General features: G+C 57.5%; 21 protein-coding genes. 8 read left to right on the forward strand and 13 right to left on the reverse strand.

The features are described 5' to 3' along the window. The first annotated feature begins 155 nt into the window (after positions 1–155). The 5 genes from ACZ3HG_RS13320 (at position 156) to ACZ3HG_RS13340 (ending at position 5,165) form a co-directional block, all read left to right on the forward strand. Positions 156–1,580: a cytochrome ubiquinol oxidase subunit I gene (locus tag ACZ3HG_RS13320; protein WP_191936380.1), complete on the forward strand. Its 1,425-nt coding sequence runs from the start codon at positions 156–158 to the stop codon at positions 1,578–1,580. A gap of 1 nt (position 1,581) precedes the next feature. Further along, a complete protein-coding gene (cydB, locus tag ACZ3HG_RS13325) occupies positions 1,582–2,589 on the forward strand; it encodes a cytochrome d ubiquinol oxidase subunit II (protein WP_191933523.1) in 1,008 nt (335 codons plus the stop codon). A gap of 168 nt (positions 2,590–2,757) precedes the next feature. Further along, positions 2,758–3,012 carry a CsbD family protein gene (locus ACZ3HG_RS13330; protein ID WP_191933524.1) on the forward strand — a complete coding sequence of 85 codons (255 nt, stop codon included), beginning with the start codon at positions 2,758–2,760 and terminating at the stop codon, positions 3,010–3,012. A gap of 164 nt (positions 3,013–3,176) precedes the next feature. Next, positions 3,177–3,530 carry a carbohydrate porin gene (locus ACZ3HG_RS13335; RefSeq protein WP_465333005.1) on the forward strand — a complete coding sequence of 118 codons (354 nt, stop codon included), beginning with the start codon at positions 3,177–3,179 and terminating at the stop codon, positions 3,528–3,530. Positions 3,531–3,917: 387 nt separating this feature from the next. Further along, a complete protein-coding gene (locus ACZ3HG_RS13340) occupies positions 3,918–5,165 on the forward strand; it encodes a carbohydrate porin (protein WP_191933667.1) in 1,248 nt (415 codons plus the stop codon). A gap of 55 nt (positions 5,166–5,220) precedes the next feature. Here ACZ3HG_RS13340 and fetB read toward each other — a convergent pair whose 3' ends face one another. The 10 genes from fetB to ACZ3HG_RS13390 are packed head-to-tail and all read right to left on the reverse strand — an operon-like array spanning position 5,221 to position 14,185. Continuing rightward, positions 5,221–5,979 carry an iron efflux ABC transporter permease subunit FetB gene (gene fetB / locus ACZ3HG_RS13345; RefSeq protein ID WP_191933526.1) on the reverse strand — a complete coding sequence of 253 codons (759 nt, stop codon included), beginning with the start codon at positions 5,977–5,979 and terminating at the stop codon, positions 5,221–5,223. Further along, complete coding sequence (gene fetA, locus ACZ3HG_RS13350; RefSeq protein WP_465333006.1) at positions 5,966–6,631, reverse strand: iron efflux ABC transporter ATP-binding subunit FetA; 666 nt, start codon at positions 6,629–6,631, stop codon at positions 5,966–5,968. Before fetA ends, fetB begins: the two co-directional genes overlap by 14 nt. Positions 6,632–6,674: 43 nt before the next feature. Then, complete coding sequence (gene arnF, locus ACZ3HG_RS13355) at positions 6,675–7,061, reverse strand: 4-amino-4-deoxy-L-arabinose-phosphoundecaprenol flippase subunit ArnF (protein ID WP_465333007.1); 387 nt, start codon at positions 7,059–7,061, stop codon at positions 6,675–6,677. Beyond that, a complete protein-coding gene (gene arnE / locus ACZ3HG_RS13360; RefSeq protein WP_191933529.1) occupies positions 7,061–7,384 on the reverse strand; it encodes a 4-amino-4-deoxy-L-arabinose-phosphoundecaprenol flippase subunit ArnE in 324 nt (107 codons plus the stop codon). Before arnE ends, arnF begins: the two co-directional genes overlap by 1 nt. After that, positions 7,381–9,042 carry a lipid IV(A) 4-amino-4-deoxy-L-arabinosyltransferase gene (gene arnT, locus ACZ3HG_RS13365; RefSeq protein ID WP_465333008.1) on the reverse strand — a complete coding sequence of 554 codons (1,662 nt, stop codon included), beginning with the start codon at positions 9,040–9,042 and terminating at the stop codon, positions 7,381–7,383. The genes arnE and arnT overlap by 4 nt, the downstream gene beginning before the upstream one ends. Before the next feature lie 6 nt (positions 9,043–9,048). Further along, positions 9,049–9,942, reverse strand: a complete 894-nt coding sequence (gene arnD / locus ACZ3HG_RS13370) for a 4-deoxy-4-formamido-L-arabinose-phosphoundecaprenol deformylase (protein WP_191933531.1) — start codon at positions 9,940–9,942, stop codon at positions 9,049–9,051. Beyond that, positions 9,939–11,921 (reverse strand): bifunctional UDP-4-amino-4-deoxy-L-arabinose formyltransferase/UDP-glucuronic acid oxidase ArnA, encoded by a 1,983-nt coding sequence (gene arnA / locus ACZ3HG_RS13375; RefSeq protein WP_465333009.1) that lies wholly within the window; start codon positions 11,919–11,921, stop codon positions 9,939–9,941. Before arnA ends, arnD begins: the two co-directional genes overlap by 4 nt. Beyond that, positions 11,918–12,895 (reverse strand): undecaprenyl-phosphate 4-deoxy-4-formamido-L-arabinose transferase, encoded by a 978-nt coding sequence (arnC, locus tag ACZ3HG_RS13380; RefSeq protein WP_191933533.1) that lies wholly within the window; start codon positions 12,893–12,895, stop codon positions 11,918–11,920. The genes arnA and arnC overlap by 4 nt, the downstream gene beginning before the upstream one ends. Position 12,896: 1 nt before the next feature. Then, complete coding sequence (arnB, locus tag ACZ3HG_RS13385) at positions 12,897–14,036, reverse strand: UDP-4-amino-4-deoxy-L-arabinose aminotransferase (RefSeq protein ID WP_191933534.1); 1,140 nt, start codon at positions 14,034–14,036, stop codon at positions 12,897–12,899. Positions 14,037–14,062: 26 nt separating this feature from the next. Further along, complete coding sequence (locus tag ACZ3HG_RS13390; protein ID WP_274604284.1) at positions 14,063–14,185, reverse strand: hypothetical protein; 123 nt, start codon at positions 14,183–14,185, stop codon at positions 14,063–14,065. Between the two features lie 361 nt (positions 14,186–14,546). Between ACZ3HG_RS13390 and ACZ3HG_RS13395 the strand changes: the two genes are divergently transcribed. Next, complete coding sequence (locus ACZ3HG_RS13395) at positions 14,547–15,014, forward strand: pyridoxamine 5-phosphate oxidase (RefSeq protein WP_191936373.1); 468 nt, start codon at positions 14,547–14,549, stop codon at positions 15,012–15,014. A gap of 47 nt (positions 15,015–15,061) precedes the next feature. On the opposite strand, the gene ACZ3HG_RS13400 is transcribed toward ACZ3HG_RS13395, so the two are convergent. After that, positions 15,062–17,443: a glucose/quinate/shikimate family membrane-bound PQQ-dependent dehydrogenase gene (locus ACZ3HG_RS13400; protein WP_465333010.1), complete on the reverse strand. Its 2,382-nt coding sequence runs from the start codon at positions 17,441–17,443 to the stop codon at positions 15,062–15,064. Positions 17,444–17,583: 140 nt separating this feature from the next. Continuing rightward, positions 17,584–19,731 (reverse strand): TonB-dependent receptor PqqU, encoded by a 2,148-nt coding sequence (gene pqqU, locus ACZ3HG_RS13405; RefSeq protein ID WP_465333011.1) that lies wholly within the window; start codon positions 19,729–19,731, stop codon positions 17,584–17,586. A gap of 465 nt (positions 19,732–20,196) precedes the next feature. Between pqqU and ACZ3HG_RS13410 the strand changes: the two genes are divergently transcribed. Both ACZ3HG_RS13410 and ACZ3HG_RS13415 read left to right on the forward strand, forming a co-directional pair. Continuing rightward, positions 20,197–20,580, forward strand: a complete 384-nt coding sequence (locus ACZ3HG_RS13410; protein WP_244633656.1) for a hypothetical protein — start codon at positions 20,197–20,199, stop codon at positions 20,578–20,580. Between the two features lie 19 nt (positions 20,581–20,599). Then, complete coding sequence (locus ACZ3HG_RS13415; protein ID WP_465333012.1) at positions 20,600–21,742, forward strand: iron-containing alcohol dehydrogenase; 1,143 nt, start codon at positions 20,600–20,602, stop codon at positions 21,740–21,742. Positions 21,743–21,887: 145 nt separating this feature from the next. Here ACZ3HG_RS13415 and ACZ3HG_RS13420 read toward each other — a convergent pair whose 3' ends face one another. After that, the gene (locus ACZ3HG_RS13420; protein ID WP_465333013.1) at positions 21,888–23,543 is read right to left on the reverse strand and encodes a methyl-accepting chemotaxis protein; all 1,656 of its coding nucleotides are present in this window, start codon (positions 23,541–23,543) and stop codon (positions 21,888–21,890) included. Positions 23,544–23,625 lie beyond the last annotated feature (82 nt).

The following is a 23,625-nucleotide window of genomic DNA, read 5'->3' on the forward strand; positions in this document are numbered from 1 at the left end:
ACTGTTGCTACTTCTTCACCCGTTTTGGTTTTAAGATCCCATTTCCGATGAGAAGTCCCCAGCTGACAAATTTTCTTTTTTGCACTATTTCACCTATTTGTTAACTGTGGGTAGAAAAATAAAAGGCCGTAGTTCATGTTAGATCGAGGTAAGCAATGTTCGGATTAGATGCGTTCCATCTGGCGAGGATACAGTTTGGTTTCACCGTAGCCTTCCACATTCTCTTCCCCGCCATCACCATCGGCCTGGCCAGTTTTCTGGCCGTGCTCGAAGGTCTGTGGCTGAAAAGCAAAAATGAGGTTTATCGCGACCTCTATCATTTCTGGTCAAAAATCTTTGCCGTTAACTTCGGCATGGGCGTAGTTTCTGGCCTGGTCATGGCCTACCAGTTCGGCACCAACTGGGCGGGTTTCTCGCAGTTTGCCGGCAGTATTACCGGCCCACTGCTGACCTATGAAGTGCTTACCGCGTTCTTCCTTGAGGCGGGGTTCCTCGGCGTGATGCTGTTTGGCTGGAACCGCGTCAGCCGTGGCCTGCACTTTTTCTCTACCTGCATGGTGGCGCTTGGCACGATCATCTCCACCTTCTGGATCCTGGCCTCTAACAGCTGGATGCAGACGCCGCAGGGCTATGCGCTGGAAAACGGTATCGTCATCCCGGTAGACTGGTTTAAAGTCATCTTTAACCCGTCCTTCCCATACCGCCTGCTGCATATGTCCGTGGCCGCCTTCCTGGTGACCGCTTTCTTTGTGGGTGCCTCGGCCGCTTATCACCTGCTGCGTAAAAATGACACCCCGGCCGTACGCAAAATGCTGTCGATGTCCCTGTGGATGGCGCTGATCGTTTCGCCCATTCAGGCGATGATTGGTGACGCTCACGGCCTGAACACGCTGGAACATCAGCCGGCCAAAATCGCAGCCATCGAGGGGCACTGGGAAAACCGTCCGGGTGAATCCACCCCGCTGATCCTGTTTGGTATCCCGGATATGAAAGAGGAGCGCACCAAGTATGCGGTGGAAATTCCTTACCTCGGCAGCCTGATCCTGACCCACAGCCTGGACAAGCAGGTACCGGCTCTGAAGTCCTTCCCGAAAGAGGACCGCCCTGATTCTACGGTGGTATTCTGGTCCTTCCGCGTTATGGTCGGGCTGGGAATGCTGATGATCCTGCTGGGTGCCGTCAGCCTTTGGATGCGTCGCGGCCAGCGCCTCTACACCTCGCGTCCGTTCCTGTGGTTTGTCCTGCTGATGGGGCCTTCCGGTCTGATTGCACTGGTAGCAGGCTGGATCACCACGGAGATGGGCCGTCAGCCCTGGGTGATTTACGGCCTGCTGCGCACCCGTGATGCCGTATCTCTGCACAGTACGCTACAGATGAGCATCAGCCTGATCGTCTTCCTGCTGGTCTACTGCGCCGTATTTGGCGTGGGTTACAGCTATCTGGCTAATCTGATCAAGAAAGGTCCACAGACCGGTGAAGGTCATCCGCCAGCAGACGGCGGCCCGGGCACATCACATACGCCGGCTCGTCCGCTGTCTGCGGTGAAAGAAAAATTACAGTCGTCACAGGAGGAGAAGTAAGGTGGGTATCGATCTCTCAATTATCTGGTTTACCATCATCATCTTCGCCACCCTGATGTACATCATCATGGATGGTTTCGATCTCGGTATCGGCATCCTGTTCCCGTTCAATAAAGATCCCATTGAACGCGATATGATGGTTAACACCGTCGCTCCGGTTTGGGATGGTAACGAAACCTGGCTGGTACTGGGCGGAGCGGCACTGTTTGGTGCGTTCCCCCTGGCTTACGCGGTGATCACCTCTGCGCTCGCCGTCCCGCTGACCATCATGCTGATCGGCCTGATTTTCCGCGGCGTGGCCTTTGAGTTCCGCTTTAAAGCGACCGAAGAGCACCGTCCGTTTTGGGATAAGGCATTTATCGGCGGCTCGTTTGTTGCCACCTTCAGCCAGGGTGTGGTACTGGGTGCGGTCATTAATGGCTTCGAAGTGACGGACCGCACTTACAGCGGCCCGGCACTGGCCTGGCTGACGCCGTTTACGCTGTTCTGCGGTGTAGGTCTGGTTCTGGCCTATGCTCTGCTGGGCAGCACCTGGCTTATCATGAAAACTGAAAATGAACTGCACCGTAAAATGACGGCGCTGACCCGGCCGCTGCTGATCGCACTGCTGGTGGTGATCGCCATCGTCAGTATCTGGACGCCGCTGGCCCACACCAATATTATGCACCGTTGGTTCACCCTGCCTAATCTGTTCTGGTTCCTGCCGGTGCCCTTACTGGTGCTGGCAGCCGCCTGGGGTCTGTGGCGTTCGCTGCTGCGCCACGCGCACTACACCCCGTTCCTGCTGACGCTGGCGCTGGTGTTCCTCGGCTTTACCGGGCTGGGTATCAGCATCTGGCCGTATATCATTCCACCGTCCATCACCATCTGGCAGGCTGCCTCACCGCCGCAGAGTCAGGGCTTTATGCTGGTCGGTGCCCTGCTGATTATTCCGGTCATTCTGGTGTACACCTTCTGGAGCTACTACGTGTTCCGCGGCAAAATCAAGCCGGACGAAGGCTATCACTGAGGATCGACAAACGATCATCGTGTCAGGAGGGGGGAGTCATCCCTCCTCTTTTTTTGCCCGTTGCTGACCTTTTCATTCATACTTTTACACATAACACCCCGGTAAAGCCCGCCAGATGGTCTACGCTTAAAATCGTTACAGGAAATCATGCCATCAAAAGGAGGCACAATGAGTCTGTTTGATAAAGCGAACGATAAAGCACAAGAAGCCATCGGCAAAGGTCAGGAAGAGTTTGGTAAAGCCGTAGACTCGCCAGAGCATGAATTCAGAGGCAAAGTCCGTCAGCAGGCCGCCAAAGCCTCCTACGCCGTTGATGACGCACTGGACTGCGTGAAAACAAAAACGCAGGAGTCACCACTGGTTTCTCTGGTGATTGCTGCGGGTGTTGGCTTCCTTGCGGCCAAAATATTCGGCCGCCGTTAAGCCCTAAAATATCCTTCTGAACGCCCCTTGTGGGCGTTTTTTTTATTTGTTTCGCCCAGGATTTTCACCGTCGCATTAAACATTGAAACGGCCGCAGCGAGTTGTGATGTACTGATCGGGTAAAGAAATCATCCTGATGGTTAATCGCAGAACGAGGTGAAATCATGGAAAGAACATCACATCTGAACCAGTATCTGTATGCCGCCAGTCTGGCAGCGCTGCTGCTTGCCAGTGGTGCGTCGGCCAGAACACCGCTACGGCTTCCGCACTACCAGGCCGCGCCTGTGGAAAGTCTTACCACGGATGCGAACGCGTATAAGATCCCCGAAGAGTACCGTAATAACAAACCCCAGCCGCTGATGCGGGGCGATGGATTTAATTACAACCTCTATTACAATTATCGTTTAACGCCCCATCTCATTCTGCGGCCTAATCTGCAACAGACCACAAAACCCGGCTCGGTGAGTGATGACGCCCATCTTTTCGTTGGTGGACTGAGCGCCGGGATTAATTTCTGACGCTGTAAAGACCCGTTTTGCACCGCCTGTAAAACGGGTCTTTTGTCGCCCGGTCTTCCACAGACATATTTGCTTATCTTCGTTGTTAGTTTCATACAAATAAATAAGCATGCTAATTATTTTCAGCACAAAAATACACTCCCCGTCATTCGCACACATGGTGTCATAGCTTCACGGCGATCAATTACGTGCGCCCGGCGTCCTTAAAGCATTCAACCTCAAACAATCTGTACGGCTTTCTTCTCAGCAGAAAGCGCCCAGGACTTGTACAGATCAATAATAAAAAGGCGAAAGACAGTGACAAACAAACGCGTGTTTAAACGAAAAATATCCCCACTGCTGTACAGCGGTGCCCTGCTGCTGGCCTCTGCGGCGGCGAACGCCGATATGGCCCCGCTCAGTATGGATTCCGATTATTTATTTGGTGACTGGGGCGGCTACCGTAGCGAACTGAAAAAGGAAGGCGTCGACTTTCAGGTGAACTACACCATGGAATCCGCCAGTAACCTTGCCGGTGGCTATAACACCTCGACCACTGCCCGCTATACCGACCAGTGGGCCTTTGGTACTAGCCTGGACCTGGAAAAACTCCTCAACTGGGACGATACGCAGTTCCAGTTCACCATTACCAGCCGAAACGGGCGGGATCTGACCCAGCATATCAATGACCCGCGTACCGGCGGCCTCTCCTCGGTACAGGAAGTCTGGGGCCGTGGCCAGACCTGGCGTCTGACGCAGTTCTGGGTCAATAAAGGATTCTTTGACCATCTGGTGGAGATCAAAGCCGGTCGCGTTACCACGGGAGAGGACTTCGACTCATTCGACAGCAAGTTCGAAAACCTGGCCTTTGGTAGCGGTCAGCCGGGCAACTGGCGCGGTGACCGCTGGTATAACTGGCCAGTATCGCAGTGGGGAGGACGGATAAAACTGAACCTGCCGGATGATATGTTCTTCCAGGCAGGTTTCTATAATCAGAACCGGAATAATTACGATCGCGGCAACGGCTTCTACCTTGACGGCAGCCCGTCCCTGGGGAATATGGTGCCCTTCGAATTCGGCTGGAAACCCCTGCTTGGGGCGAACAGGCTGCCGGGCAACTACCGTATTGGTGGCTACTACTCTTCGGTAAACGGGGATAAATATTCCAGCTATCGCAATGGCGGCTACGGCAGGCAGGCGAAGGCCTACGGCGGATATGTACTGCTACAACAGCAAATGACTGCCACCGATGGCGATGTCAGCCGGGGGCTGGGCCTGACGGTACAGGCCGTTATGAACGATCATAAAACGTCGAAAACGGATAATTACCAGGCGGTAGAGTTAACGTGGAAAGGTCCCTTTGCCACCCGTGCGCAGGATGAGATCGGTTTTGGCGTGGCGCGTATTCACGTCAACAGCGACTACAGCAAAATGCAGCGCAGCACCAATCAGTTTAACGGCGAGTATGACTACAGCAGCCCGACCTATCTGCCCGTGCAGCACGGGTCAGAATGGAACTACGAAGTTTACTACAACGTTCACGCCACCCACTGGCTTGATCTGCGTCCCAGCCTCCAGTACGTCGCTTCACCCGGTGCCGTCTCTGGGGTGAAAGACGCCTTTATTGGCGGTCTGAGCGCCAATGTGAATTTCTGATGGTGACGGGCGGGCCCCTTGTTGTGGTCCGCCCAAAATGCGGTATCTGTTCAGGTTATTTCAGTTGAACGCGCGCCGTGTAGAATCGCCGGGCGGCCAGATAGCCGGCAATAATGGTCGACAGGCTGGCCGTTCCCAGTAGCATAAAGGTCACCATAATCTGGTATTTGATCGCTTTTACCGGATCAATACCGGCAAAGATCAGGCCGGACATCATGCCCGGTAAACTCACCAGACCGACGGTTTTTGCGGCGTCCACCGTGGGGATCATGGCCGCGCGGATGCTGTCGCGCAGGATAGCCGCCGAGGCCAGCTTCATGCCGGCCCCGAGACTGAGCATCTCTTCAACCCTCTGACGATTGTCGCTGAAGCGTTGGTTAAGGTTGCTGAAACACAGCCCCACCGCCACCATCGCATTACCGGCTATCATTCCCGAGATCGGGATGACCTGCATGGGGATAAAGGCGATCGCGCCGCTCAGTAGCAGAATGGTCAGCGTCAGCGTCGTTCCACAGCCCACCGCCACAAACGCAATCAGAAAGCCTCTGTCGATCGACCCGCTGCGTTTTTTCGCATTCAGCGCTGCGTTAACGCAGATAAACAACACCATCAGTACCGTCAGCCACTGGTGATCCACGTCGAAGATATACTTAAGCACAAAGCCGACGATAACCAGTTGGATGACAGCCCGCGTCACGCTCCAGAGAATATCTTTCTCCAGCCCCAGCCGCTCTTTGCTGCTCACCAGCAGCGCAATCACTACCAGCACCAGCGCCAGAGCCAGTGACGAATTGGTAATATTATGCTGGTCCATGCTCGCTCCCCTGCCCGGCGGGGCGCAGCGCAATGCGTCGCCTGCCATCGTCTGTCTCATGGCTGTCGTGGCTGATCCAGATAACCGCCGTGCCGTTACTCACCTGCTGGTTAATGATCGCCTGCACCGTCAGCTTATTCGCCTCATCCAGCGCGCTGCTGACCTCATCCAGCAGCAGGATCTGCGGAGGAAACTGCAGATGGCGCAGCAGCGCCACCCGCTGTTTCTCCCCGCCGGAGAGCTGATCAACAGGCTTATCCAGCATCTCTTCTGAGAGATTGATGCGCCGCAATTCACGGCCCAGATGCTGCCGGTCAGTCGCCTGCTGGCGGATCTGATAAGGCAGGGAAAGGTTGTCGCACACCGTGCGGCCAAACAGCTGCGGCGTCTGAAACACGCAGGAGACCTGCTGACGGTAAGGCTCTGGCTTCAGCGTAACGATCGGCTGGCCGTGAAAGAGCACCTCGCCCCCGGTCGGCTCAAGCAGTGAGGCAATAATTTTTAACAACGTGGTTTTACCGGCTCCGGATGGCCCGGTCAGCCAGACGAATTCGCCGCGGTGAAGTTCAAAGGAGGCCGGCGCTAACAGGGTTTTCCCCTGGCGCACAAAAGTGACCTCCCTGACCTGCAGGAGAGGGGGTAAAGCATCCATGTGATTAACCAGACTCTGAGTCATTAATCGGGTGATAATAACATTATCTGCGGCCGTTTTTCCCCGGAGAGAAAATCAGCAACAGCCCGCCGAGGATCAGCAGCGCGCCCGCCAGCTTGCCCCAGTGAAAGGCCTCATTCAGCCCCGGCAGCCAGAGGGCGGCCAGCCAGACCAGCAGGTAGCTGAGACTTAACAGCGGATAGGCCTGGCTCAGGGGCAGACGCTGCAGGGCCAGCACCCAGCACAGCATGGACAGTCCGTAGGCCACCAGCCCGCCCACCAGCGCCAGTACCGGCCAGGAGAACGTAAAAAGCGTGTCAATAAACAGCCCTGTCTGACCCACCGGAGGCAGTTGCACCATGGCCCACTTCAGCACCAGCTGTGCGGCACTGACCAGCATTACGCTACAAAAGGCAAACAGCCACCCCATCAGGTATAGCTCCCCATTACCGCCACGCCAGCCACAATCAGTGCGATGCCCAGCGCATGACGCCACGGAATTATCTCTTTCCACAACCAGCGGGCGGCCAGAGAAACAAAAATAAAGTTAAGGCTCAACATCGGGTAAGCCACCCCCACCGGAACGGTTTGCAGTACCCGCAACCACACCAGCAGCGCCACGCCCAGCAGTACAATGCTCGCCGCCAGCCAGCCAAACAGGCCGCGACGATGAGCCTGGGCGGTGGCCTGTTTCTGACATAACTGGCCGCCACAACTCAGCAGGCTGGCCAGCACAATCAGCAGTAAATTCATGGCTGCTGACGGTAGAAGTAGAGCAGCATTCTGCCGCGCTGCACAATACGGTCAGGCGTGGGGATCCGCCCATCTATCTGCCGATCCTCACCGGACAGTTTCATTACCAGAGAGACGTTACCTTCACGGCGATGCTGATACAGCCACGACGCAAAATCGGGTGTGGTCACCAGCCGATCGGCCCCGCTGGCGTACCCTAAACCGTACTCAAGCTCTCCCGGCTGATCTAACATACGGATATCACTCCGTTTCAGCGACCAGGCCAGCGCCGAAGCCATGCCGGTGTTATTGGCCAGCACAAAGCGGCTCTGTTGCAGATCCTGACTGACGTCAGCAATAAACGGTTGTGGCTGCTTAGAGTTAATCACTTTGTCCGGGATGGCTGCCCCAATCACCAGTGCCAGACCGAGGGGACACAGTGCCGCCAGCCGCCAGTGTCTGGCGTTTCCAACCAGGCTGGCCGCCCCCACCAGCGCCCAGAACAGAAATGCGGTACTGCCCAGCAGCACTTTGATCAGCTCATGCTGGGCATAAGCAGGATGCTTTGCCAGGCCCCAGGGGGCCAGCACCAGCAGCATCACCAGCAGCAAGACCGTTCCTACCAGCAGGTTGAGCATCCCATTGAGTTTCAGCCCGCGTCGCCCCGCCGCCGCCAGCAACAGCGCATGGCGGGCCAGCAGCATCGCCAGCGGCGCAAAGCAGGGCAGAATATAGGTCGGCAGCTTGCCTTTCGCCACGCTGAAGAACAGCAGCGGCATCACCACCCAGCCCAGCAGATAAACCGCCCCCGGAGCCTCCTGCCGCTGTTGCCAGGCCCGCCGTAGTGCCCCCGGCAACAGCCCCAGCCACGGCAGCGTTCCGGCAATCAGCACCGGCAGGTAGTACCAGAACGGGGCCTTATGCTGGGCATTGCTCTCGGCAAAGCGCTGAATATGCTCGACCCAGAAGAAATAGCGCCAAAAATCTGGCTCCTGCCGGGCAATGCTGACTGACCAGGGGAGCGAGATGGCGACCGCACTCACCAGCGCCAGCGGCCCGAACAGCATCAGTTCTTTAAAGCGCCGCTGCCAGATCATCCACGGAACGACGGCCACCACCGGCACCGCCAGCGCCAGAAACCCTTTTGTCAGGAAACCCATGCCGCAGGCCAGGCCCAGCAGCAGCCAGCCCGCGACTTTCTGACGCCTGCTGCCCCCCTCCCCGACCAGCCAGAAGCTGCACATGGCAGCGGTCAGCCACAGGGTGATCATCGGGTCGAGTACGGCATAGGTCCCGATGCTGTACACCAGCATGCAGGTGAGGAAGATAACGGCGGACAGCACCGCCGTCGCCCGATCGCGCCACAGGCGCATCGCCAGCCAGCCGATCAGCAGCGCGCTGATCGAGACGGAAAATACGGAACCAAAGCGTACGGCAAAATTGGTGTGGCCGAATAGCCACTGACTGATGTTATTGATCCAGTACCCGGCAATCGGCTTTTCGAAGTAACGCAGGTCCAGAAAGTGAGGCACCACCCAGTTTCCACTGAGCAGCATTTCACGGCTGATCTCGGCATAGCGCACCTCATCCGGCTGCCACAGTGAGCGAAGCTCAAGGGGGATCAGATAATAGAGCACATACAGTACGGGCAGTAATAACGCATAACGGGTGGTTTTCATCCGCAATCACTCGACTCGTTGCTGGCATCCCAGCCAGCCTTCACGGCCGGGGAGACTACCCCGGACAATCTTACCCGTCGGCAGCTGCGACAGATCCTGCGGCAGCAGCTCGCCCAGCGGGCAGAAGCGAATACCCCGGCGACGCGCCTCGGTCAGCAGGGCGTCAAACATCTCCGCCAGCACGATCCCTTCCGCTTCCGCATGAATGGTGTAGACCGGCACACCCTGCTGGCGGCTGATTTCATCAAGGATAAAGGCGTTATAGTCCTGACGGGCAATGCGCGTCCCCACCACTTCGTCCCAGGTGGGTAACGTCACCGGGATCTGCACAGTACCCGTCCGCCCGTCCGGCAGCAGCGGCAGGAAAGGTTCAGAGCCACGGCAGTCGCTGTTATAACGGAAGTTAAAAGGCTGTCTGGCAGCGACCACCCGGCCATCTGCCCGCCAGCCCGCCGCCGCCGAACAGGTCACCGGCTGCCCCGTCAGGGCCGTCAATGCGTCCACGCCCCGACGGATTTCTTCACTCAGCTTATCCGCAGACCATACGCCAGCCCAGGTCTGCCAGGCGAAATGATCCCAGGCGTGCAGCCCTACCTCATGCTGTATTGTCGCCTGGCGGATCACCTCTGCCAGCCCTTCCCCGATGCGACGTCCGGGCCAGGCCGTCCCTGCCAGCAGGATATCCCAGCCATAAAGCGAGGCGGCATCAGAGCGCAGCATTTTCCACAGAAAGCGCGGTTTCAGCAGACGCCAGAGATGCCGCCCCATATTGTCCGGGCCGACGCTGAAAAAAAAGCTGCCCCGGGTTTGCTGGCGCTCAAGAAGGGAGAGCAGGCGCGGCACACCGTCACGAGTGCCACGCCAGGTGTCTACATCAATGCGCAGACCGACGTTGATCATTCGGTGGTCTCACCCGGTTCCACGGTTTGCAGGAAGAAGTCCAGCGTGGCGTCAATAGTGAAGTTCATCGCCACTTCAGGCGTCCAGTTCAGCAGACGCTTCGCATTGCGGATGGACGGTTTGCGGTGCTCCACATCCTGATATCCTTTGCCATAGTAGCTGCTGCTTTCCACTTCGCGGAAACCGGCAAAAGGCGGAAAACGGTCGCGCAGCGGGTGACGCTCAAAGCTTTCCAGCAGTTGCTCAGCCAGCTCTTTAATGCTCGCCTCGTTGTCCGGATTACCGATGTTAATGATCTGGCCGTCACAGTTCTGCTGCTTGTTCTCAATGATCAGGAACAGCGCTTCAATGCCGTCACGAATATCGGTAAAACAGCGTTTCTGACGCCCGCCGTCAATCAGCTTGATCGGCGAACCTTCCACCAGGTTCAGGATCAGCTGGGTAATGGCGCGCGAACTGCCAATACGGGCAGCATTAAGGTTATCCAGCCGTGGCCCCATCCAGTTGAACGGCCGGAACAGCGTAAAGCGCAGCCCCTCTTTTTCCCCGTAGGCCCAGATCACGCGGTCCAGCAGCTGTTTAGAGACGGAGTAGATCCACCGCTGCTTATTGATTGGCCCAACCACCAGGTTAGAGTGGTCTTCATCAAAGGTGGCATCCGTACTCATGCCATACACTTCCGAGGTCGACGGGAAGATAATGCGCTTTTTATACTTCACGCAGTCACGGATGATTTTCAGATTCTCTTCAAAATCCAGCTCAAACACGCGCAACGGGTTACGGGTATATTCAATCGGGGTGGCAATCGCCACCAGTGGCAGAACGACATCACATTTCTTGATGTGATATTCAATCCACTCGGAGTGAATGCTGATATCCCCTTCAACGAAGTGGAAACGATCGTGACCAATAAAGCGACTAATGGCGTCGGAACCAATATCCAGACCAAAGATCTCAAAATTATCATCGGCCAGCAGGCGTTCGGTCAGATGGTTACCGATAAAGCCATTGACACCGAGGATCAGTACGCGGGTCCGGCGTTTCGCTGCCGCTGCCGGCTGGTTATGCAGCAGCGCACCCGCCACCAGCCCCAGCGTCTGCGCCAGCTGGCTGCCTTGCATATACACGCCACTGTCGCTCTGGCCGGTAACCACTTCCAGCGCACCCTCTGCGCAGGCCACGACAAACGGTGAAACGCAGAGCACAGTTCCCGGTTTTGCCGCTGGCCAGTCATGGCGGATCTGCGACTGCCAGAGGATAAATTTCGCGCCGCCAACATAGCTGAAAGCACCCGGCCACGGATCGGTCACCGCACGCACAAGATTATGCACCTGCTGCACCGGCTGGTGCCAGTCAATGCGCCCGTCTTCCGGTGTCCGCCGTCCGACATAGGTGGCCTGGCTTTCATCCTGTTGAATCTCAGTGAAATCACCGCTCCGCAGGGCGGGAAGACTGCGCGTCAGCAGCGTTTTGGCGCTTTCACAGAGCTTGTAATGCAGCGTCAGCGCATTGTCTTCTGCTGCGATGACCACCTTTTCCCGGGCGATAATGGCCCCGGCGTCGGCACGTTTCACCATGCGGTGCAGCGTCACACCGGTTTCCTGTTCCCCGTTTACCAGCACCCAGTTAAGGGGAGCACGTCCACGATATTTCGGTAGCAGCGAGGCATGGAGGTTGAAAGCTCCTGCCCGGGCGGCGCTGAGGATCTCGTCGTTCAGCATCTGTCGGTAGTGGAAAGAGAAAATGACATCCGGTTTCATCTCACGCAGGCGGTTAACCCACAGCGGATGATTCACCTCTTCCGGGGCATAAACCGGCACGACGAGCTGGGCTGCGGTGCGCGCGACGGAACCGAAAAAGTGGTTTTCATGGGGATTATCCGCGTGTGTAAAAATGGCGCAGATGTCATAACCGGCTTCAGCCAGCGCCCGGATGCCTGCGCATCCCATATCATGGTAGGCAAAAACAACGGCTTTCATGAGGTTTTATCCTGTGTGGAATTGGCGTCGTGGCTGACAACGCGCTGAATAAAATAGCGGGGACGGGCACGCACATCGTTATAGATTCGCCCGATATACTCGCCAAGCAGCCCCATACCAACAAACTGTGCGCCGACAAAAATAAACAGGACGGCAAACAGCATAAACACCCCTTCTGCCGCCCACGCCGGGCCGAAAAACAGGCGCAGAGCAACCAGCAGCAGGGAAATGGCAAAGCCCGCCAGAGCAATCACGCTGCCAAAGACGCTTAACAGGCGCAGCGGCGTGGTCGTCAGGCAGGTAATCAGGTCATACATCAGGTTGATCAGTCGCATCAGGCTGTATTTCGAATCACCAAACTCTCGTTCGGCATGGTGCACCGGGATCTCCGTCGCACGGCGGGCAAAGGTATTGGCAAGGATCGGAATAAAGGTGCTGCGCTCGTGGCAGTGCAGCATGGCATCGACGATGTGGCGGCGGTAGGCGCGCAGCATACAGCCGTAGTCCCCCATCGCTTTGCCGGTAGTGCGCTGGATCAGGTGGTTGATCATGCGTGAGGCACACTTACGGAACCAGCTGTCCTGACGGTTCTGCCGCACGGTGCCCACCACGTCGTAGCCCTGACTGGCGGTTTCCACCAGCCGGGGGATCTCCTCCGGCGGATTTTGCAGATCGGCATCGAGGGTGATCACCAGATCGCCGGTGACGTGACTGAATCCGGCCATGATGGCGGAATGCTGGCCGTAGTTACGGTTAAGCAGTACCGCCACAATATGGCTGCCGGGCGCTTCAGCCGCCGCAACCAGCATATCGGCAGAGGCATCGCTGCTGCCGTCATCGACCAGCAGGATTTCATAGTCCAGGGCCAGCTGTGCGCAGGCGGCATCCGTACGGCGGATCAGTTCGGGCAGGCTCTCCTGCTCGTTATAGACCGGGATCACCACGGAGACTTTGTTGATTGGTTGTTCGGTCATGTTATTTCCTCACCAGCGCATGCAGTGCCGCAATGACGCGGCTGACATCTTCATCGGTCATGCCCGGAAACAGCGGAATCGAGCAGATGCGTTCTGAGTTCCACTCCGTATGCGGCAGGCTCAGGTGAGGAAAACGTTCGCGGTAATATTTTTGCGTGTGTGCGGCGCGGAAGTGCAGACCGCTACCGATCCCCTGGTCCTTCAGCGCCTGCATCAGAGCGTCGCGGTTCAGGCCACACCGTTCAGAATCAACGCGCAGAATAAACAGATGCCAGGCATGCTGATGCGGCCAGCTGGGCGGCGTGAGCGGCAGGAAGGGCGTCGTGGAAAGTTCATCGAGGTAACGCAGTGCAATCTGTTCGCGGCGGGCATTGTTCGCGGCCAGCTTATCCAGCTGCACCAGCGCAATCGCCGCATTAATGTCAGCAAGATTGTATTTAAACCCCGGGGAGATCACTTCGGCCTGCGGCGCACGGCCCTGAGTCTGACGGTCGAAAGCATCCACCCCCAGACCGTGAAACTTCAGGCTGCGCACGCGGTCAGCCAGCGCCTCATCGTCTGTCACCACCAGGCCGCCTTCCGCGCAGCTCATATTTTTAATCGCATGGAAGGAGAAAATCGCCGTTCCCCGGTCTCCGACGTGCCGCCCGCGATACGTGGTTCCTGCCGCGTGGGCCGCATCCTCGATAACGGCAATACCGTAACGCTGACCCAGCGCACGGATGGCATCAGTGTCAGCCGGAGCACCGGCATAGTGCACCGGAATAATGGCCCGGGTGCGCGGCGTGATGGCCGCTTCAATCAGCGCCGGGGTCACCATCAGCGTGTCGCGATCCACATCAATCATCACCGGGGTCGCCCCCAGCAGCACGATCATATTCAGCGTGGAAACCCAGGTCAGCGAGGGGGTGATCACCTCATCACCGGGCTGAATGCCCAGCGCCATCAGCGTGACGTGCATTCCGGCCGTGGCCGAGCTGACTGCAATAGCGTGACGGTTGCCGGTCAGCTGGCAAAAAGCCGCTTCAAGCTGCTGATTTTTCGGTCCGGTAGTGATCCAGCCGGAGCGCAGCACGTCGGCCACCGCGGCCAGTTCTTCCGCACCCATTGCCGGACGCGAGAAAGGCAAAAAGTCTGACATTGATTACTTCCATTAAACAATAAACATCACGAATGATTTTCAGCGCAGGCCCACAGGCGCGCCAGCGTCCGATCCTGTTCGGCATCCCGCCTTATCGCTTCCAGCCGGTGGCTGTCATCTTCCTGCGCCCGAATCGGGTATAAAAGCATCAAGCGCCACCTTCAAGGGTGATAAAGGCGCAAAAAGAGCTTACCAACACCCATATATATGGAGCCTAAATGAAAATACTTAGGGGAAGATTAAGGAGACGCTGCCGGTGGCCGATTAAATCAGTCTGGTTTACACGAAGTTTAGCTATAAAAGGGATGGTCAGGGGAACGGCATCGGATAAAACTAAAATATAAAAATAACTTCATTATTTTGTAGCAAAACATTTTAATTTTATCGGCAGGGAGTCGCTGAACGCAGACGGAGAAAAACAGGCGGGTACGGTTTCACCGATGAACAGACAGATGCAGGTCAGGACGATTGCAGGGTAAACTGGCTGCCTGACCCTTTAAGGAAGCGGATATGATCCCTGCCACTCACCTGCCAGACGCCCTGCTGGCGCTTCTCGACGGCTCCCTGCCCGCCAGCCACCGCCATCAGGCCATTCGCCTGTCCAGCGTAGGCGATAACGGCTGGCCCTATGCGGCACAGCTCAGCTTGGGCGAGATCATCGCCCGCTCCCCGGGCGAACTGCTGTTTGCCATCTGGCCTGACTCCACCACCACCCGCAATCTGCGTCGCGACGGGAAAATGACCCTGGCGCTGGTGCTGGAGGGAGCCGTCGTCGAAGTCCAGGCGCAGGCCACCCTGCGTGACGAGACCCTGACCGACCTGGCGCTGGCGGTATTCCATGCGGAAGTGAAGCAGGTGATCGCCCATCGCGCGCCGTACGCAACGGTCACCAGCGGCCTGACGTTCCACCTGAAGGATGAGGCTGCGGCACTGATGCGCTGGCAGCAACAAATAGCTGCACTCAGGGCGCTGGCATAAAAAAAGGGCGACCCTGGGGTCGCCCTTTTTGCTTCTGACGTTAAGGCTTATTTGCTGTCAGGCAGCGCATACGCTTTCACGTAATCGCCCAGCTTAGTTCCAAACGAACCGTGACCACCGGCCACAATCAGCACGTACTGTTTGCCGTTCACTTCATAAGTCATTGGCGTAGCCTGGCCCCCTGCCGGCAGACGGGCTTCCCACAGCTGTTCGCCGTTGGAGACGTTAAAGGCGCGCAGGAAGTTATCAGCGGTAGCCGCAATAAAGAACACGTTACCGGCAGTCGTCACCGGCCCGCCCAGCATTGGCATACCCATTTTAAACGGCAGCGGAACCGGTGAGCTATCGCGCACGGTGCCGATACGTTTTTTCCACACAATATCGTTAGTCTTCAGGTCAACCGCAGAGATATAGCCCCATGAAGGCTGCTTGCACGGGAAGCCCAGCGGCGACAGGAACGGATTCAGCGTCACGCCGTACGGCAGGCCGTACTGCGGCTGAACGCCAGACTCGGTACCGGTACCGCCTTTATCATTCTCGTCCGGCTCGATCGGGTTACCCGGACCGCGTGGGATCAGACGGGAAACAAACGGCAGCGCCATAGGGTTAGTCACCGCCACCTGACGGTCAGTATCGACGGCGATCCCGCCCCACTCGAACATACCCAGGTTACCCGGGAAGACCAGGGTGCCCTGCTCGGACGGTGGCGTGAACGGGCCTTCGTAACGCAGCTGATGGAACATCACGCGACAAATCAGCTGATCGTAAATCGTCGCACCCCACATATCCTTTCCGGACAGGTGAGCTTTCGGACGGAAGCTCAGTTCAGAGTAAGGCTGCGTTGGCGAAACGTGGTCGCCCTTCGCTGCCCCGCCCGGCACCTGCATTTCCGGTGCCGGCACCACAGGCTTACCGTTGGTACGGTTCAGCACAAAGATATCGCCGGTTTTGGTCGGAATATAGATGACCGGCACCTTGTTACCGTCTTTGTCGTTAATATCAGCCAGCGTAGGCTGCGCCGGTACGTCCATATCCCACAGATCGTGGTGAACCGTCTGATAGAACCAGGCCAGTTTACCGGTAGTGGCATTCAGGGCCAGCATTCCGGTGGCGAAACGCTCCATTTCCGGAGTACGGTGTCCTCCCCAGATATCCGGCGTGGACACGCCGATCGGCAGATAGACCAGATCCAGTTTGGCATCGTAAGACGCCGGTGCCCATGAGTTCGGTGAGTTAGGCGTATAGTTCTGCTCGCCTTCCGCAATCACGTTCGGATCTTTCGCGCCCGTGTCAAAGGCCCACAGCAGCTTACCGGTGTTGACGTCAAAACCACGGATCACGCCCGACGGCTCTTTGGTCGAATAGTTATCGGTAACGGCACCGGCCATCACAATCGTTGTGGCGGTCACAATCGGCGGTGAGGTCGGTTCGTAAGAGCCCACTTTGTTATAAGGCAGGTTGCTCTGCAGGTTCAGCTTGCCGTTGTCGCCGAATTCCGGGCACAGCGCACCGGTTTCCGCGTCCAGCGCATACATGCTGCCGTCATTTACCGGGAGCAGGATGCGGCGTGAACACAGCGCAGGCTTGTCGCCCGCAGGCGTTGCCGACGCTTCCGGTGTCTGCACATAAGAAACACCGCGACAGGTCACATGCTGGAAGGTTGGGTCCGTCTTCATCTTCGGATCAAACATCCATTTCTGCTTACCGGTTGCCGCGTCCAGAGCAAACAGCTTCTGGTGCGCAGTACACAGGTACAGGGCATCGCCGATCTTAATCGGGGTCACTTCATTGGTGATCTCACCCGGATCGCTGGCCGTCTTCAGGTCACCCGTCTGGAAAGTCCAGGCTTCCTGCAGTTGACCGACGTTGGTCGCGTTAATCTGCTTGAGCGGAGAGTAACGCGTCCCGCCCTGGGTACGACCATAGGCAGGCCAGTCACCCGCAGGAATACCGTCGTCAGCCGGGGCTGCAGCGGTTTGATCCTGACTCAGGGTGCCGTTAATTTCCTGCGGATCGTTAAACACCGAGTAAGCCAGGACGGCAACCACAAACACCAGCACGGCCGACAGCGCCACGCGCGGGAATGATCCGCCTGCACTCAGCGCACGCCAGATAAACGGCAGTACCAGCCACAGGCCAAGGAAGAAGGTGATATCCAGACGCGGCGTCAGCGCCCAGAAGTCCGTCCCCACTTCCCACAGCGACCAGACGGTGGTGGCCAGCAGGAACAGCGCATAGAGCAGCAGCGCTGCCCCACGGCGGCGGTACAGCAGGAAAGCGGTGATCAGCATAACCACACCAGCGATGATGTAGTAGAGCGAGCCACCCAGTTTAGCCAGCCAGATACCGCCAATTAACAGATACAGACCACTCAGGGTGGCAAATATCGCTGTTAACAGGATCAGTATTCTTGATGCTTTACTTTGCATAGTTTGAACCTTACCAAAATTTAAAGACATCGATTGAGCGTGACTGCGTCAGCCCGATCTTTTCAAATACCCGTTTTGTGTTGCCTATCCATCGGGTGTTTTTCACCTGCTGTCTACAGCAGGCGGTTACTGGATTCTGTTCAGAACTGATAAGCCAGCGTTGCCCCACCGCCCCAGTTACGTCCCGGTGCCGGTTCGTAGTAACGATTATTGCCTTCGTTAACGATCACCGAACCGACATACTGGCGGTCAAACAGGTTATCCACGCGGCCAAACAGATCGAGCGACCACTGGCTCCAGTTGAAACGGTAGCCGGTATTCAGGCTGGTCACCGCGTAGGACGGTGCCTGCGCATCGTTCGCGTCATTAGCCTGGATGTCGCTCATATAACGGATCTCCGCCCCGGCGTGCCAGCCGCTTTCCGGCGCATAGGCCAGGGAGGCATAACCCATATTGCGGGCAATCCCCGGCAGGCGGTTGCCCGCAGGCGTACAGCGGGTTCCTGACGCATTGCAGGTCTCATTGCGGTAGGTGGCATCCAGCAGCGTCCACGCCAGCTTTAGCTGCCAGTCCATGGCAAACTGCTGATCAAAGCCCAGCTCCAGGCCACGGCGACGCGTTTCTCCGGCATTTTTGTACACCGCACGGCCTCCGCGGCTGTCATCCACCACCAGCTCATTGTCGGTATCGGTCTGGAACACGGCGGCGGTCAGCAGGCCGAAGCCGATGCGGGTTTTGCTGCCCAGCTCAACGGTATCACTGGTGGCCGGCTTCAGGCCCAGATTCAGGCCCGTCTGTGATCCGGAGGTAGAACGGTACGAGAGCTCGTTAATGGTCGGGGTTTCGAAGCCACGACCGGCCGAAGCATAAAGGTTCCACGCGTCGGTCACCGCATAGTTAAGCGACCCCATCGGCAGCAGCTTGTGGTAGCGCGCGCTGCCGCTGTCATCGCCGTTCACGCTGGTTATATAATAGTCGGTAGAATCAAAGTTCACCGTGCTGTAACGCAGACCGGCGTCCAGCGTCCATTTCGGTGTCAGCTGCCAGCTGGTTTGCAGATAGGGATCGAGGTTCCACATGGTATTTTTTTCGTTGCGGCGCTGCTCACCCTTCTCGCCAAACTGGTCAACGCCGTTCACGGTGTTGTAGTTCTGGAAGCCCTGACGGCGTTCGGTCATGGTTTCATAATCAAGACCGCCAATCAGCGTCACCGGCACAGAACCCAGTTGGCCGTCGTGCTTCCAGCGGGTATCCACCCCCTGATATTTACGCTCCAGTACGATCACCCCACCGGGGTAAGTGGCAAGCTGCTGCGTGGCATAAGGAATAGACTGATACTGTGTCGTGTGGCGCTCGCCGTGCCAGGTGGTCAGCGTCAGCTGGTCGTTGTCACTCATATCACGCTGATAACGCAGGCCAATCTGGGTCTGATCGAGGCTCTTACGCGTATTGTACTGATCGCCACGCGGCGACTGACGCGGATTAGCTTCATATTCGGCAGCGTCAAGGCCACCCGGATCGTTAGCATCCACGGAAACGCTGTTAAACATCAGCGTCAGGGTACTGACATCATCAAGACGCACACCGAACTTACCGTTACCGAGGTTTTTCTGCGTACCGCTGTGGTCGCGGAAGCCGTGGGTGGTAAAGCGCGAACCGGAAATCGTGTAATTCACGTCCCCCGCCTGGGTGCCATCACCGGTGGCACCGCTGGCTTTTACGCTGTTGCGCCAGGAGCCAAAGCTGCCAAAGTAGGTGCCCGCTTCCAGTGTGGCCGGCTGGCTGCCGGTGGCGGTATCAATATTCACCACGCCACCGGAGGCATTGCCATACAGTGCCGAGTAGGGCCCGCGCAGCACTTCTACCTTGCCCACCGAGTTGATATCGATGTTCGACGTCTGCCCCTGCCCGTCCGGCATAGTGGCCGGAATGCCATCCACATACAGCCGCACGCCGCGAACGCCGTACATAGATCGGCTGCCGAAGCCGCGCACGGAGAGTTGCAGATCCTGAGCATAGTTCTGACGGTTCTGAATTTGCAGGCCCGGCACGCTGCCAAGATTTTCAGACAGGTTCACCCGGGCGCTGGTGCCGCGCAGGTCATCACCGTCCACCACGCTGACGGCAGCCGGGGTGTCCAGTTCGGACAGCCCTTCGCGCTGCTTTATCACCATCAGCGACGGTGCCTCGCCCGACGCGGTCACGGCGGAGGGCTGTGCATAGCTGACAGCAACGGGCGACAGCAGAAATAGCGGTGTCAAAACAACAGCAGAAGTTTTATTAATCACGGGAATTATTCGATGTGGATAAAAGATACAAAAAGTCTCACCCGGCTCCGCCCGGTAAGCGTCCGACATTCCCTGACGTAATACTGTCTTACCCAGCCAGGCAACCCTCAAAAGTATATAACCCCTGAAGCATTTTGCTTACGGCATGAGCAAAAACTCCCTGTAACGCGCTGCCACTCTTTTTCTCTGCCCGCTGCGCGTTACGGCAGGCACTAATGTGACCCAGGTCACAAAACGCGGGCGATTGTAGCACTCATTAATTTGCTTGCGAACTATTGTTAACGGTTTAACTAAATTGATTCACTTTAACGTCACAAAGTGAGGGGTTATTGAAAACGCAGACCTGCAGGGATAGTGAATACTAACTCTCAGTTAAGGCATGACAACACCATGACGCCGGTGAGACGCCGGGCTATAATCATTCGCATAACAACCTATGTGGAACCTCAACCAACAGGATGTACTATGCCATTTTCAGGACGCTGGCCGTTACCGCATTTCCCCTCCCCGCAGACGATGATGCGTACCCTGCTGGCCCCGGCGCTACTGCTGCTACTCAATGGCTGTTCATCCGGTTATCAGGGGCGTGAATGCAGCGGCGAAATTCAGACTCTCAGCGGCCAGCCTCGTGGCAGCGTTCAGGCACTGATTATTGATCGTTTCAACTCCTTCTCGGTTGCCCTGCCGGATCGCCAGCTGGACAGCGGCCCGCTGCTGTCCAGCGATCGCCAGCGCTATATTCCTTCCGCGACCACGGCGGATGGCTGGCTGGCACAGCGTATTTCCGACCACCGTTTTGCGGTGATAAACGCCCCGACCGACCAGGCGATCACCTTTACCTGCCCTTAACCTGCGAGTGCTCCTGCTGATGTCCATCCGTCAACTGATTACCAACCGACACACCTTTTTTGGCCGTGGGAGCGTGCAACAGCTGATCCCCCTGCTGAAGGATCCGGCGCTGCCAACCGTGCTGTTTTGCGGGCAGTCGTTTCTTAACGGCAGTGCCTGGCGGCAGATGAAGGCAGAACTGGAGCCGCTGCTGTGTGGTATTGAGCGGGTCAGCCATGAAGCTTCCCCGGACGAGATTGACGCCTGGGCGGCCCGCTGGCGGGGCAAGGCCGCGCGGGTGCTGGCCATTGGTGGCGGAAGCGTACTGGATGCAGCAAAAGCCGTTGCCGCCCTGAGCCAGCATCCGTTGCCTACCCTGCGCTATCTGGAAAAAGTGGGTGATACCGCCGTCAGCGGGGCCACGCTGCCGCTGATTGCCGTCCCGACCACCGCCGGAACCGGTAGCGAAGTCACGCAAAATGCGGTGATCACCGATAAAACCACGCTGAATGTGAAGGCTTCGCTGCGTCATGCGAACTTTGTGCCACCGGTTGCCGTACTCGACCCGGACCTGCTGCGCGGGGCCTCTGACCGCGTGCTGGCCTGCTGCGGGATCGACGCCTTTACCCATCTGTTCGAAGCCTATCTCTCCAACAGCGGTAATGCCTTTACCCGTCAGACGGCCATCAGCGGAATGCAGGCCTTTATGCGCGGCTGGGCGGCCTTTAACCGGGATGACGCAGCGGGAGATGAGGCGCGGGAACAGATGATGATGGCGTCATGGCTTGGTGGCCAGAGCCTGAGTATGGCCGGGCTGGGGGTGATCCACGGCATTGCCGGCGAGCTGGGTGCTATCCGGGATTACCATCATGGGGAAGTGTGTGGCCGCCTGCTGCTGCCGTTCCTGCAGATGCTGAGTGAAAGCGATCACCCGCAGCAGGTCGTGCTGATGCAACAGCTGGATGCCGCACTGTTTTCCCGGCCAGATGGCTCCCCGGCGTTACGGCTCGCCAGCTGGCTGACCGCCAATGCGATCATGCCCTTCTGGCAGTCGCCCCCCGCCCTGAGCGCCGGAGATACCGACTGGATCCTGGCGCGATCTAACAGCAAAAACAGCCTGGTGACCTGGAGCAGAGATCAACAGCGCTGGCTGCTGGAACACGCCTTCTGCGTGGAAGCATAAGCGTCGGGTGATGCGGGTCTGAAACATCCCGCAGCCACGGCGTCAGTATGCGGACAGAGTGGCCGTCAGCAGGTAAGGCAAAAGGGCTGACCGCTACCGCGATCGGCCTCCTGTGTTTCCTGCTGCGCCGGTCAGCCCGTCCGGTTTAGAAGGAACTCCAGTTATCATCTACTGCAGCGGCGGCGGGTTTTGCCAGCCGGGCTGCCGGTGCAATGGCCGGAACTTTCTTCGCTGCCAGCTCCACCGGAACGCGGCGGTCGGCCTGAAGGCGGAATGCCGAGACCAGCTGGTTCAGTGTGGATGCCTGCTCCTGCAACGACTGCGAGGCCGCTGAGGCTTCTTCCACCAGCGCGGCATTCTGCTGAGTCACGGTATCCATCTGACCAATCGCCAGATGCACCTGCTCAATACCCTGGCTCTGTTCCGTGGTGGCAGCCGCCATTTCCCCGACAATATCGGCAACCTGACGAATTGACCCCTGCACTTTCGCCATATTCTCGCCCACGTCTGCCGCCTGCACCGAACCGCTTTCCACCAGCTGCGCCGAGGTGGCAATCAGATCTTTAATTTCGCGCGCCGCCGTAGAGGAACGCTGCGCCAGGTTGCGCACTTCGCTGGCGACCACCGCAAAACCGCGCCCCTGCTCCCCGGCACGGGCAGCTTCTACCGCCGCGTTCAGCGCCAGAATATTGGTCTGGAAGGCGATGCCTTCGATCAGCCCGGTGATATCAGAGATTTTGCTGGAGCTGGTTTTAATTTTTTCCATTGTTCCGACCATCGCCGCGACAGCATTGCCGCTGTGGACAGACAGGTCGTTAGCGGTGCTGGCGAGCGAACTGGCCTGGCGGGCATTTTCAGCGCTCTGTTTCACCGTATCGTTAAGGGTACTGATACTGGCTGAGGTCTGCTCCAGAGAGGCCGCCTGCTCTTCAGTACGCGCCGAAAGATCTTCATTACCCGCAGCAATCTGGGTTGAGGCAGAACTGACCGACTGGGCGGAAGAAGTCACCGACCCCAGTACGCCGGAGACGCGAGCCATCAGGCTGTTAAACGCGGCGGCCGTTTTACCAATTTCGTCGTTGCGCGTGGCATCTGCCTGCTTGCTGAGATCGAGCGACTCGCTGACCAGCACCATCAGGTTCTGCATACCGTTCAGGCTGTTACGCACGCTGAAAATGGTTTTGATCGCCAGCAGACCCAGCACGATAATCGCCGTACCGGAGAAAATCATTACCCCCCAGAACGCGTTGCCGTAGATCTCCGTATTCTCCCGGCGCAGCTCATTACTGGCATCGATATTCAGTTGGATCTGAGCCTGCAGGCCTGCTGATAACTTACGGACGGCTGCCCCCACTCCACTTTCACCCTGCAGCAGCGGCAGCGACCGGGCGTCGTCATGTGAACGAGACGCAGTGATAAACTCTGGCAGAGCAGCCTGAATCAGCGTAATGCTGTTCAGCGCATCCTGGGTCATGGCACGGTCCGTATCGCTGGAAATATCATTGGCCAGATAGTAATCGGTCAGGGTTTTTAACTGACCGATAATCTGCTCAATTTTAGTCTCAACCGCAGGCTGTTTGCTGCTGTCGTTTTCACTCTGATGTTCATACAGCGCCAGACGCAGCTCACTGGCGGCACCGATGGTTTTATCCAGATCTTTAATGCTGGGAATGGCGTTAACCTGCACAAACTCAAAGCGCGACTGGAAGCCGCTTAATGCCGAGAGGGAATACGCCGACAGCGCGATTAACGACAGCGCCAGTAAGATGAAAATGACGAACAGCCTTTTGGTAATGGTCATGCTGAATCCCCTGAAGATATGCAGATTTTCTGGCCGATCTGTGTCGGCCATCAAAGCAGGGTTATCGGTCATTCAGCGACGT

It is taken from the genome of Erwinia sp. PME.40.26/001 (assembly GCF_055556675.1).

What these genes read in the sequence shown, in the direction of transcription:
- ACZ3HG_RS13335 (WP_465333005.1), top strand. Translation starts at nt 3,177, where the DNA reads ATGGAAAGAACATCACATCTGAACCAGTATCTGTATGCCGCCAGTCTG.
- ACZ3HG_RS13400 (WP_465333010.1), bottom strand. Translation starts at nt 17,443, where the DNA reads ATGCAAAGTAAAGCATCAAGAATACTGATCCTGTTAACAGCGATATTT.
- ACZ3HG_RS13320 (WP_191936380.1), top strand. Translation starts at nt 156, where the DNA reads ATGTTCGGATTAGATGCGTTCCATCTGGCGAGGATACAGTTTGGTTTC.
- ACZ3HG_RS13340 (WP_191933667.1), top strand. Translation starts at nt 3,918, where the DNA reads ATGGCCCCGCTCAGTATGGATTCCGATTATTTATTTGGTGACTGGGGC.
- ACZ3HG_RS13330 (WP_191933524.1), top strand. Translation starts at nt 2,758, where the DNA reads ATGAGTCTGTTTGATAAAGCGAACGATAAAGCACAAGAAGCCATCGGC.
- arnA (WP_465333009.1), bottom strand. Translation starts at nt 11,921, where the DNA reads ATGAAAGCCGTTGTTTTTGCCTACCATGATATGGGATGCGCAGGCATC.
- arnB (WP_191933534.1), bottom strand. Translation starts at nt 14,036, where the DNA reads ATGTCAGACTTTTTGCCTTTCTCGCGTCCGGCAATGGGTGCGGAAGAA.
- fetA (WP_465333006.1), bottom strand. Translation starts at nt 6,631, where the DNA reads ATGGATGCTTTACCCCCTCTCCTGCAGGTCAGGGAGGTCACTTTTGTG.
- arnT (WP_465333008.1), bottom strand. Translation starts at nt 9,042, where the DNA reads ATGAAAACCACCCGTTATGCGTTATTACTGCCCGTACTGTATGTGCTC.
- ACZ3HG_RS13410 (WP_244633656.1), top strand. Translation starts at nt 20,197, where the DNA reads ATGCCATTTTCAGGACGCTGGCCGTTACCGCATTTCCCCTCCCCGCAG.
- arnF (WP_465333007.1), bottom strand. Translation starts at nt 7,061, where the DNA reads ATGGGGTGGCTGTTTGCCTTTTGTAGCGTAATGCTGGTCAGTGCCGCA.
- fetB (WP_191933526.1), bottom strand. Translation starts at nt 5,979, where the DNA reads ATGGACCAGCATAATATTACCAATTCGTCACTGGCTCTGGCGCTGGTG.
- ACZ3HG_RS13415 (WP_465333012.1), top strand. Translation starts at nt 20,600, where the DNA reads ATGTCCATCCGTCAACTGATTACCAACCGACACACCTTTTTTGGCCGT.
- arnD (WP_191933531.1), bottom strand. Translation starts at nt 9,942, where the DNA reads ATGATCAACGTCGGTCTGCGCATTGATGTAGACACCTGGCGTGGCACT.
- arnC (WP_191933533.1), bottom strand. Translation starts at nt 12,895, where the DNA reads ATGACCGAACAACCAATCAACAAAGTCTCCGTGGTGATCCCGGTCTAT.
- arnE (WP_191933529.1), bottom strand. Translation starts at nt 7,384, where the DNA reads ATGAATTTACTGCTGATTGTGCTGGCCAGCCTGCTGAGTTGTGGCGGC.
- ACZ3HG_RS13395 (WP_191936373.1), top strand. Translation starts at nt 14,547, where the DNA reads ATGATCCCTGCCACTCACCTGCCAGACGCCCTGCTGGCGCTTCTCGAC.
- ACZ3HG_RS13420 (WP_465333013.1), bottom strand. Translation starts at nt 23,543, where the DNA reads ATGACCATTACCAAAAGGCTGTTCGTCATTTTCATCTTACTGGCGCTG.
- ACZ3HG_RS13390 (WP_274604284.1), bottom strand. Translation starts at nt 14,185, where the DNA reads ATGCTTTTATACCCGATTCGGGCGCAGGAAGATGACAGCCACCGGCTG.